At 65.7% G+C, this 10,694-nt stretch carries 9 protein-coding genes and 1 pseudogene; 8 read left to right on the forward strand and 2 right to left on the reverse strand.

Annotated elements, in window-relative coordinates; genetic code table 11:
* The 6 genes and pseudogenes from ACMO6A_RS03165 to ACMO6A_RS03190 all read left to right on the forward strand — a co-directional run.
* Window positions 1–343: pseudogene (locus tag ACMO6A_RS03165) on the forward strand (hypothetical protein); the annotation flags it as partial.
* 69 nt (window positions 344–412) lie between these two features.
* Window positions 413–1,243 (forward strand): creatininase, encoded by an 831-nt coding sequence (locus tag ACMO6A_RS03170; protein ID WP_009304706.1) that lies wholly within the window; start codon window positions 413–415, stop codon window positions 1,241–1,243.
* Window positions 1,233–3,041, forward strand: coding sequence for a BCCT family transporter (locus ACMO6A_RS03175; RefSeq protein WP_244059416.1), 1,809 nt, complete (start codon window positions 1,233–1,235; stop codon window positions 3,039–3,041). The genes ACMO6A_RS03170 and ACMO6A_RS03175 overlap by 11 nt, the downstream gene beginning before the upstream one ends.
* Window positions 3,038–4,348 carry an MFS transporter gene (locus tag ACMO6A_RS03180; protein WP_114534301.1) on the forward strand — a complete coding sequence of 437 codons (1,311 nt, stop codon included), beginning with the start codon at window positions 3,038–3,040 and terminating at the stop codon, window positions 4,346–4,348. The genes ACMO6A_RS03175 and ACMO6A_RS03180 overlap by 4 nt, the downstream gene beginning before the upstream one ends.
* A 169-nt stretch (window positions 4,349–4,517) precedes the next feature.
* Window positions 4,518–4,784, forward strand: coding sequence for a hypothetical protein (locus tag ACMO6A_RS03185; RefSeq protein ID WP_015760423.1), 267 nt, complete (start codon window positions 4,518–4,520; stop codon window positions 4,782–4,784).
* A gap of 75 nt (window positions 4,785–4,859) precedes the next feature.
* Window positions 4,860–6,071 carry a putative ABC transporter permease gene (locus ACMO6A_RS03190; protein WP_015760422.1) on the forward strand — a complete coding sequence of 404 codons (1,212 nt, stop codon included), beginning with the start codon at window positions 4,860–4,862 and terminating at the stop codon, window positions 6,069–6,071.
* Window positions 6,072–6,139: 68 nt separating this feature from the next.
* Here the strand turns inward: ACMO6A_RS03190 and crcB are convergent, their stop codons facing one another.
* On the reverse strand, window positions 6,140–6,535 hold the full coding sequence (crcB, locus tag ACMO6A_RS03195; RefSeq protein WP_015760421.1) for a fluoride efflux transporter CrcB: 396 nt from the start codon (window positions 6,533–6,535) through the stop codon (window positions 6,140–6,142).
* Window positions 6,536–6,885: 350 nt separating this feature from the next.
* On the opposite strand from crcB, the gene ACMO6A_RS03200 reads away from it, so the two are divergent.
* Window positions 6,886–8,394, forward strand: a complete 1,509-nt coding sequence (locus ACMO6A_RS03200) for a putative DNA modification/repair radical SAM protein (RefSeq protein WP_015760420.1) — start codon at window positions 6,886–6,888, stop codon at window positions 8,392–8,394.
* Window positions 8,391–9,299, forward strand: a complete 909-nt coding sequence (locus ACMO6A_RS03205; RefSeq protein ID WP_015760419.1) for a TIGR03915 family putative DNA repair protein — start codon at window positions 8,391–8,393, stop codon at window positions 9,297–9,299. Before ACMO6A_RS03200 ends, ACMO6A_RS03205 begins: the two co-directional genes overlap by 4 nt.
* 567 nt (window positions 9,300–9,866) lie before the next feature.
* Here the strand turns inward: ACMO6A_RS03205 and ACMO6A_RS03210 are convergent.
* A partial coding sequence (locus ACMO6A_RS03210) for a radical SAM protein (protein WP_418470771.1) occupies window positions 9,867–10,694 on the reverse strand: 828 nt, incomplete at its 5' end.

A 10,694-nucleotide genomic window follows, 5' to 3' on the forward strand; every position in this document is an offset into this window, starting at 1 on the left:
CGACGTGACGTACTTCCCGCACGCCGACGACGCGGAGGTGGCCTACCAGCTCAGGCAGCTGGCGCGCGACCTCGAGATCAGCGCCGAGGTCATCCGCGACGTGTGCGCGGCCGAGATCCAGGAGTACCTGGCCCTCGACGCCAAGCGCGACGCGAGCCTGCCGGTCCACAGCATCGTGGAGGCCTACACGGGCGGCACCGCGTTCGCCTGGTACGGCATGAGCGACTACCCGCGCCTCAAGCGCTTCATCCTGCGCAAGCTGGCGCAGGGCGGTGCCCAAGCCAAGCGCAACTTCATCTTGCGCGCCAGCAAGGCCCAAGTCGACCTGCTGGAAGACTACTGATCCAAGCGCTGACGACATCGGAGCCCGCCGCGCATGGCGGGCTCCTTCCGATTCGAGGAGGGACAAGCTATGAAACCCACTGTGTACATGGAGGAAATGGACGCGTTCACCTACCGCGAGAAGCTGGCGAAGGATGCCGTGGTGTTCATCCCCGTCGGCGCGCTGGAGCAGCACGGCTCCCACATGGCCATGTGCGTGGACGCCGCGCTGACCAAGGCGATGGCCGGCGCCACCGCCGAGGCGCTCGTCGCCGACACGGACGGCGCAATGGAAGCCGTCGTGGCCGCGCCCATCAACTACGGCTACCGTTCCCAGCAGCGCTCGGGCGGCGGCTTCCACCTCTCGGGCACCACGTCGCTGTCGGGAACGACGCTCATCGCGCTGGCGAAGGACGTGGTGTTCGGCCTCATCCTACATGGTGCGCGCAAGATCGTGCTGATGAACGGTCATTACGAGAACTACCAGTTCATCTTCGAAGGCGCCGAGCTGGCGCTGGAGAAAGCGCGCGAGAACGGCATCCGCGACGTGAAGATCCAACTCTTGTCGTACTGGGACTTCGTCGACGACGAGACCATCGAGGCCCTGTATCCCGACGGCTTCACCGGCTGGGATCTGGAGCACGCCGGCGTCATGGAGACGTCGCTCATGCTGCTGTTCCACCCCGACCTCGTCGACCTGGGCAAGACCGACGACCCGCTGTACGAGGGGCTGCCGGCCGAGCTGCCGAACTACGACGTGCTGCCCATCGTACCCGGCTACACGCCGCCGTCGGGCTGCCTGTCCTCGCCCGTGGAATCCTCGCGCGAGAAGGGGGCGATCCTGCGCAACGTCGCCGTGAAGCACATGGTGGAAGCCGTGAAACACGAGTTCTCGGGCGAGGGTGACTACCATGAGGTCTAAGAGCTCGGACGACGACGCGCGCAAGCACGTCCACCCCATGGAGGTGGAGAACGAGTCGGGCGAAGTGGATCCGGAGCCGAAGGAAGCCCTGACCGCACGGCTCGGACGCACGGTCAGGCACGACCATGTCATCCGAGCCGCGTCGGTGGCCATCGTCGCCGTCGTGCTAGGCATCGCGCTGGTCAGCGCCGACACGTTCATCAACGCGGTTGGCGTGCTGCGCACGTTCGTCACCCAGTACTGCAGCTGGTGGATCGTGCTGTGCGCGTTTTTGTGCTTCGCCGTATGCATATTCGTAGCGGTGACGAAGCTCGGTTCGATCCGCCTGGGCGGCAAGGACGCCAAGCCCGCGTTCTCGTACTTCTCCTGGTTCGCGATGCTGTTCGCCACCGGGCAGGGCGTGGGCCTGGTGTTCTGGGCGGTGGCCGAGCCTATCATGATGTACGGGGGCACCCCGTTCAACGCCCCCGACCCCCTGTTCGCCGGAGACACGGCGCTTGCATGGACGTACTTCCACTGGGCCATCCCGGCGTGGGCCATCTACGCCATCGTCTCGCTTTTCATGGCTTACGCCCGCTACAACATGCACAAGGACACCACGTTCCGCGGCACGGTGGAGGATCTGTTCCCCGCCCGCGCGAAGCGGCCCGTCGGCATCGTGGTGGAGATCCTCGTGGTCATCGCCACCATCTTTGGGCTGACCACGTCGCTCGGACTTGCATCGTACCAGTTCAACAGCGGTATTCAACAGATCTTCAACATCCAGACGGGGCAAGCCCTGCAGGTGGCGTTCGTCATCCTGTTCGGCTCCATCGCAACGATGTCGGTGTGGTTCGGCGTGGTGAGGGGCATCAAGAAGATCTCGAACGCGAACGCCGTCATGTCCATCGTGTTCGTCGCTGCCGTGTTCATTTTCGGCCCCACGCTGTACATCCTGGGCGTGCTGCCCGAGTCGCTCAGCGTGTTCATCGACCAGTTCATGCTGATGAGCGGGTTCACCGAAGCCGTGAACCTGGGCGCGGGCATCGCCTCGTACGGTGATTCCTGGCAGGCGTTCTGGTCGTTCTTCATCTTCTGCTGGTGCTTCGCGTTCGCCACGTTCACGGCGGGCTTCGTGTCCACCATCTCCCGCGGGCGCACGCTGCGCGAGTTCGTAGGCGGCGTGGTGTTCGTGCCCGCGGCCGTATGCATCGTATGGACGTGCGTGGTGGGCGGCACCGGCGTGTGGGCCGCCATGTCCGACCCCGGCATCGTGGCACAGACCAACGCCGACTCCTCGATGGGGCTGTTCCTCACCATCGACAGCGTACCTCTGATCGGCGGCGTGCTGACCGTGCTGGCAACCATCCTCATCGGCGGCTATATCGTGACCTCGGTGGACTCCGGCGTCATGGCGCTGTCGAACTTCGTGTCTCCCGCCGCGCGCCAGAGCCGCGGCTTCAAGGCGCTGCTGGCGCTGTGCATCACGGCGCTCGCCGTGCTGTTCATGGTGACGGCCGGACAGGACTTCCTCAGCACCATCCAATTCGCCACCATCGCCGGCGGCATCCCGTTCAGCGTCATCGTGATCCTCATGGGGGTCCAGTTCTTCAAATGGGTCAAGCACGACGAGCAGCTGGTGGAACGCGGCCTGGCCGAGCCGTTTCCCGAAGACTCGCTTGCGGCCCGGCAGCTGCGTCAGTGGCACGAGGAGAGGGAGGCGCGCGAAGCCGAGAAGGCATGGCTCACGAGGCATGAGGAGGTCGACGTCCCCGACGGAGCCGGCCTCGACGAATCGATGAAGGAGGTGTCGCGATGAGCGCGGCAGCAGTAACGGAGGCACAACCGAAAGTGCCGTTCAAGGTGGCGATCTCTTCGTTTTTGGGCAACTTCATCGAATGGTTCGACTACGCCACCTACACGTATTTCGCCATCACCATCGGCATCGTGTTCTTCCCCGAGTCGGCGGTGAACTCCACGCTGCTCGCGTTCGCGGTGTTCGCGTTGTCGTTCGTGTTCCGGCCGTTAGGGGCGGCGTTCTGGGGCAGCATGGGCGACAAGAAGGGGCGCAAATGGTCGTTGTCGCTGTCCATCTTCATGATGACGGGCGCGGCGTTCCTCATCGGCTGCCTGCCGTCGTACGAGACGATCGGCCTGCTGTCCCCCATCCTGCTGCTGTGCCTGCGCAGCGTGCAGGGATTCTCGGCTGCAGGCGAGTACTCGGGAGCAGCGGTGTTCCTGGCCGAGTACGCGCCGGCGAACCATCGCGGGAAGTACTGCTCGCTCGTGCCGGCATCCACCGCGGCGGGTCTGTTGGCGGGCTCCACCGCAGCGCTCATCATCAAGGCGCTGCTGCCCGAAGCCGACGTGATCTCATGGGGATGGCGCATTCCGTTCTTGCTGGCCGGACCCCTGGGGCTCGTGGCGCACTACATCCGCACGAAGCTCGAGGATTCCCCCACCTACCAGCAGATGACCTCGACGGCCGATCCGGCCAAAGAGGCCCCGCGGCCTACCCGCCTCGTGTTCAAGAAGTACAAGAAGCGCCTTGCGACCAGCATCGCGGCGACCATGGTGAACTCGGTCGGCTTCTACCTCGTGCTCACCTACCTGCCCACGTATCTGACCAGCTACACGGCGATGGAAGCCTCGGCGGCCCAGCTTGCCACCGACATCGCGCTGGTCACGTACATCTTCATCATCTTCGGCGCCGGAAAGATATCCGACATCGTAGGACGTAAGAAAATGCTGCTGGGCTCGTGCGTGGCGTTCATCCTGCTCAGCATCCCCGCCTTCATGATGCTGGAGACGGCTCAGCTGTCCATCGTCATCGCAGCGGAGCTCATCATGTGCGTGACGCTCTCGTTCAACGACGCGAACATCGCCTGCTACCAGGCGGAGATGTTCCCCACGGAAGTGCGTTACACCGGCGCCGCGCTGGGGTCGAACATCGCCTACGTGGTGTTCGGCGGCACGGCCTCGATGGTGGCCACCGCGCTCATCGACGCCACGGGCAACGGCCTCATGCCCGCGTACTATATGATGGGCATCTGCCTTGTGGCGGGCATCATCCTGCTGTTCACGGCGCACGAGTACGCCGGCAAGGAATTGAACGACATCGAGTAGAGGATCGAACGCATCGAAAAAGAAGAGGGAGCGGGAAGGGGCGCGTCGAGCGCCCCTTCCCGCTCCTGCGGCGCGTTGGCGCCCTCGCTCGCTTACGCGTCGCCATCCCTTGCGCTACAGCTCGGAGCGGCCCCTGGCGCGCCGCGCTTCGGCGTGGTTTCCTGCGGTCATGGCTTTTCGGAAAACATATGTGGAGGTGACGGCGCGCATCGACGTAGACGGACGGCTCACGCCGCTCGAGATCGTCTGGCGCGACGGCCGCATCTTCGCCATCGACCGCGTGCACGAGGCCATTCGACGCGCTTCTCAGCGCGTGGGCGGCACGGGCATCCGCTACCTCGTGTCCGTGAACGGCCGCGAGAAGTACCTGTTCTACGAGGGCCCGCGTTGGTTCGTAGAGGAGGTCGCCCCCGACGAGCCGCGCCCCTCGTCGTAGTCGCCGCGCGAGGCGCCCGCTCTTCGGCTATACTTTGACGCGACAGATAGAAACGCATTCGAGGAGAACATCGCCATGGGTAAGCACGACCGCGTCGAGAACGGACTCGACCTCGACGAAGGCGCGCCTGCGTCCAATAGCAAGATCCCCCTTCCGCTCAAGGTGTTCGGCATCCTGTGCATAGTCAGCGGCGCAGCGCTCGTGCCGGTGCTCGCGCTGCTCATCGTCGGCATGGTGATGGCCCTGCAGCAGGGCGCCATCGTCGAGGAGCTGTCCGCCGCCGCCCTCGTCATCTTCGTCTCCGACGCGGTGCTCATGACGGTTTTGTCCGCCATGTTCGTCATCCTGGGCATCCGACTGCTGCGAGACAAACGACGCCGCACGGCCCAGATCGCCGAGGTCATGATCGTCATCCTCATCCTCGTGATCCTCTGCGACATGATGCTGAGCGGCCTCACGCCCGATCTCATCCCCTACGGCGTGGTGCTGGTCGTGCTCGTCGCGCTATCGAGCTACGTGGACCCGTCGCTAGCCGAAGAGCGCGAGCTGCGCCGCAAACTGCGCGATATGGAAACGCGCGAGGCGGCCGAGGAGGGCACGCTCGGCCGCGACGAGACCGGCAAGGGCTTCATCGCGCTCAACTTCTTCAACCTGTTCTGGATCTTCGTCGTGTGCTGCGTGCTGGGACTCATGATCGAGACGGTATACCACTTCCTCGTCGTGAATCCAGGGCACTACCAGGATCGCGCGGGTTTGCTGTTCGGCCCGTTCTCGCCCATCTACGGTTTCGGCGCGGTGCTGATGACGGTCGCCCTGAACCGATTCCACGACAAGAACGTCGTGCTCATCTTCCTGGTGAGCGCCGTCATCGGCGGGGCGTTCGAGTATCTGACCAGCTGGTTCATGCAGTTCGCCTTCGGCATCGTGGCGTGGGACTACTCCGGCACGTTCCTGTCCATCGACGGGCGCACGAACGGCATGTTCATGGCCATGTGGGGCGTCTTGGGCGTGGTGTGGATCAAGCTGCTTCTTCCCTGGATGTTGAAGCTGGTGAACCTCATCCCTTGGAACTGGCGCTACGCGGTCACCACGGTGTGCGCCGCGCTCATGATCGTCGACGGGGCGATGACGCTGCTGTCGCTCGACTGCTGGTACCAGCGCGAGGCTGGAAAACCTCCCGAGACGGCCGTGGCGCACTTCTTCGCCGAGCACTTCGACAACCAGTACATGGAGAACCGCTTCCAGAGCATGTCCATCGATCCGGGCAACGCGACCCGCGCGAAATAGCGCGACCCGCTCGGCGGGCGCGAGATCGAAGGGCGTAGGGGCGTGCGCGCAGAGCGCGGCGCCCGCCCCTACGCCGCGGCCGAGCCGGTCAGGGCGGCGCGCACGCCGCGCACGGCCAGCCGCCCTATCACGACGCCGGCAAGGCAAGCGAGCACGCTTCCGCATGCGTACAGCGCGCCCGTCGCGTACTTGCCGCGTTCGAGCAAGGCGAGGGTCTCCAGCGAGAACGCGGAAAACGTGGTGAAGCCGCCGCACACGCCGGTCTTGAGGAACAACACGGCGTTGTCAGGCAAGCCGGAGCCCTCCGTGGCGGCCTCGAACACCGCCCCGATGAGCACGGCGCCCGCAAAGTTGACGGCGAACGTCATGAGCGGGAAGTCGCCCTCGACCGGCACGAGACCCAGCAGATAGCGCCCTACCGATCCGATGAAGCCGCCCAAACCCACGCACAGCACCGCCACCATCGCCCGCTCCTTCGCACTCGTTTCTATATCATGCAAGCATCAGTATACCCTTGCTCGTCGCGAAGCGAATCCTCCGAGCCGTCGAGAGACAGGGGAAAACGCGAGAATGCACGGCGTGCAGGTTCGTCGGAAAGCATGAAGCGCCCTCGGACAACTAAAACCGATCCGCACGCTCCATGCGAGATGCCGCTCCAGCAGCTCCGAAAACCAGCACAGCCGCCGCATGCCGCAAGGAGCGGAAGAATCCGGGTTCGACTCCTCTTCCCTACCCTTGACTTCGAACACTCGTATGCGTACCATATACGAACAAACATTCCCGCGAACATTTGATCTGACGAACGGATGGACGAATGGATCTGGTTGCCAAGCTCGAGATTCTCGCCGACGCTGCTAAGTACGACGTTGCCTGCACGTCTTCGGGCATCGACCGCGACGCCCAGAAGGGCAAGCTCGGCAACACGCTGGCCGCCGGCTGCTGCCACAGCTTCGCGGCCGACGGGCGCTGCATCACGCTGCTCAAGGTGCTCATGACCAACGTCTGCGTGTACGATTGCGCCTACTGCGTGAACCGCGCGTCGAACGAGGTGCCGCGCGCCGCGTTCAAGCCGCGCGAGCTGGCCGACCTCACCATCGCGTTCTACCGCCGCAACTACATCGAGGGCCTGTTCCTCAGCTCAGGCGTCATCCGCAACCCCGACTACACCACCGAGCTCATGATACAGACGCTGTCCATCCTGCGCGAGGAGCACGGCTTCCGCGGCTACATCCACGCGAAAGCGGTGCCCGGCACCTCGCCCGAGCTCGTGCAGCAGCTGGGGCACTTGGCCGACCGCATGAGCGTGAACATGGAGCTGCCCTCCCAGAAGAGCCTGCAGCTGCTCGCGCCCCAGAAGGACAAACAGCGCATCATCGCGCCCATGCGCCAGATCCGCGACAACATCGCCGTGGACAAGGACACGCGCGCGCTCGTGCGCAAGCAGACCACCTACATGAGGCAGATCCGCCCCAAGAAGAAGGAGCGCGCCTTCGTGCCGGCCGGGCAGTCCACGCAGATGATCGTAGGAGCCTCGCCCGAAAGCGACTTCCAGATCCTCAACCTGTCGGCCGCGCTCTACCGCACGCTGTCGCTCAAGCGCGTGTTCTTCAGCGCCTACACGCCGGTGAACGACGACAAGCGCCTGCCCGGCACCGACGCCGTCCAGCTCAACCGCGAGCATCGGCTGTACCAGGCCGACTGGCTGCTGCGCTTCTACCGCTTCGACGTCACCGAGATCATCGACGAGGACAACCCCTTCCTCGATCCCGACCTCGACCCGAAGGCGAACTGGGCCATCAACCACCTGGACTTCTTCCCCGTGGAGGTGAACACCGCTCCGCTCGAGGCGCTGCTGCGCGTGCCCGGCATCGGCGTGCGCGGAGCGAACCTCATCGTGCGCGCGCGGCGCACCACCTGCCTGCGCGAGCCCGAGCTGCGCAAGCTGGGCATCGCGTACAAGCGCGCCCGCTTCTTCATCACGTGCAGCGGCAGCTACTCGGGGCGCGGCGTCGACTTCTCGCGCGAAGGGCTGCGCGCGCAGCTTGCCGCGCCCATCAAGGGCGGCAACCACGGGCGGCGCGCCGACAAGACCACACCGGGTCAGATGAGCCTGTTCGAGAGCGTCGAGACGCCCGAGAAGGCCCGCATCGCGGGCGGGTCGGGCGCACGCGCGCTGGAAAGCGGCGATGCGACCGCAGCGGCGTCTTGCAGCGATGCGGAGCGCTCCTCGAACGCGGCGTCGTCGTCCGGCCGCGCCGCGAGCGCCGACGGGACGTACGGTTGGCAGCGAGCCCTCGAAACGCCGGAAGCCGTGTGCGCATGAGCCGAAAGCCCGCCGAGAACCAGCCCCTCTTCCCCGAAGAACCCCTGGCCGAGGTCGCCTACTGCCACGACGGCTCGCTCGAGGGCCTGCTGTCCGCCGTGTTCGAGGCGTACGCGCGCCGCGAGGACCCGCAGGACATCGCCCGCGCCGACGTCCTGCAGCCGCGGCTCGGCCAAACCGTGCGCGTCATCGAGACGAACGAGGAGCATGCCGTGCGCGTTCGGCGCGGCATCAGGAGGGCGTGCGGAGACGCCGCCTACGATGCCGTCAAGCACGCCTCGCTCAGCGACCACCCGGACGCCGGCACCATCGTGTACCGCTTCATCCGCTACGCCATGGCGCAGAACAGGCCGCACGATTGCTCCGGCTGCAAGCGCCGCGGATCATGCGGCGGCGCGTGCGGGAAGTTCGCCTGCACGGGCAAGGCCCGCCGCAGCGTGCTGGGCGACCTCGCCCACCCTGCCGTCGAGCCGCTCCACCGCCTCGCCCGCTCCGTCATGAACGAGCGGCATCGTATGCTGCAGTTCCTCCGCTTCGAGCATCTGGAGAACGGCGTGTGGTTCGCGCGCTGCAACCCCGCAGCCTCGGTCATCCCGCTGCTCATGGACTGGTTCAGCGGGCGCTTCAACACGCAGCCCTTCATCATCTTCGACGAGGCGCACAACATTGCCGGCGTCTACGAAGGGCGCGACTGGTACCTCGTCCAGACGGAGAACGTCGACCTGCCCGACCGCGCGTCCGAGGAACGCCTCATGCAGCAGGCCTGGAAGCGCTTCTACGACACCGTGGCCGTCGAGGCCCGCTACAACCCCGAGCTGCGCCGCCAGTTCATGCCCAAGCGCTTCTGGAAGAACATCACCGAGATGCAGGAAGACCTCCCCGGAAAGGAAATCTCCCCGCGCTAGCGTCCGCGCGTCCCTGCGAAGCGGCCGCCCCCTCTTTCCGCCAACGGCTAACCGCAGGCAGGCCGTCCTCGCGCGCGAACCCCGAATTCGCGTCGACGGTCAAGATGCCAACGCGGCGCCGACCCGTTTCCCCGTCGGAACAACCGCGATGAATCCATCAACCGCCCCCGCATACCCGAAGGCGGGTCTTTCGAAATGCCGTTTCCAGCCGCAGGTCTTCGCCAGATTGTTTCACGTGAAACATTTGTTCCAACCATCGCTCTGCTGCGCAAAGCAGACAAGCCCAGGCAAAATACGGCAGGGGCGGCGTCCCGGCAACGTCAGCCCATGCATCCCCCCGCGCTCCGAATGGCGAAAAAGCATCGAATTCGGAAGGACGAGGCTCATCGAACCCGCCCGGTGCGCCTCGTTGGAATCCAGCCGCTTCCACGACCTGCGGCGATGCCAAAGCAAGCGCGCCTCCGCACGCGCAACCCTCTTCGATGCTTCCGAATTCAACCTCTTTTCGCCATTCGGAGCGGAGGAATGCGCCCAAGGACGGCCGAGGGAGGGAGGGTAGAGCCCGCCTTACGCGCGATCGGGCTCCCGCACGCCGGACAGGTCGAACGCGGGGATGAAGCTGTCCTCGGCGGCTCCGCCCTGCTGCCAGAAGTAGTCCTCGACGCCCAGCTCGTCGGCGTAATCGAGCAGAAGCTCGTACTCGTCGTCGGAGACGCGCTCGGCAAGCTCGGGGCAGCGGTCGAGCGTCGCCGCGGCTCGCGCGTCGCCCGCCTTCGCGGCGTCCGCCAGCACGGGCGTGTACTGGTTCATCAGCGACAGCAGCACCGCGTCGCCGAAACGCTCGTGCACGAGGCGCACGACCCGCTTCGAGTCCTCCAGCGCGCCCGGCAGCATGAGGTGGCGCACCACGACGCCGCCGGTCAGACGCTGCTCGCCGTCCACCTCGTCGAACGTCGGTCCGCCCGCCTCCTCCACCATGGCCTCGAGCGCCGCCAGGGCGACCTCGGGGTAATCAGGCGCATGCGAGTAGCGCCGCGCCAGCTCGGCGTCGGCGTACTTGAAATCCGCGAGGTACGCGTCGACCGTGCCCGCGTTCGCCCGCACAGCGGCGACCGTCTCGTACCCGGACGTGTTCCATACGACGGGAAGCGCCAGCCCTCGCTCGCGTGCCCAGGCGACGGCCGCGCGCGCCTCGGGAGCGTAATGCGTCGGCGTGACGAAGTTGACGTTGAGCGCGCCCTGCTCCTGCAGCTCCAGGCACATCTCGCCCAGGCGCTCGACGCTCACCTCCGCGCCCGCCTCGCCCGCGGCGATCACTGCGTTCTGACAGTAGACGCAGCGCAGCGGGCAGTGCGCGAAGAACACCGTGCCGCTGCCGCGCGACCCGCTGATGGG

This window comes from Eggerthella sp. (genome assembly GCF_048329335.1).
Classification (GTDB): domain Bacteria; phylum Actinomycetota; class Coriobacteriia; order Coriobacteriales; family Eggerthellaceae; genus Eggerthella; species Eggerthella lenta.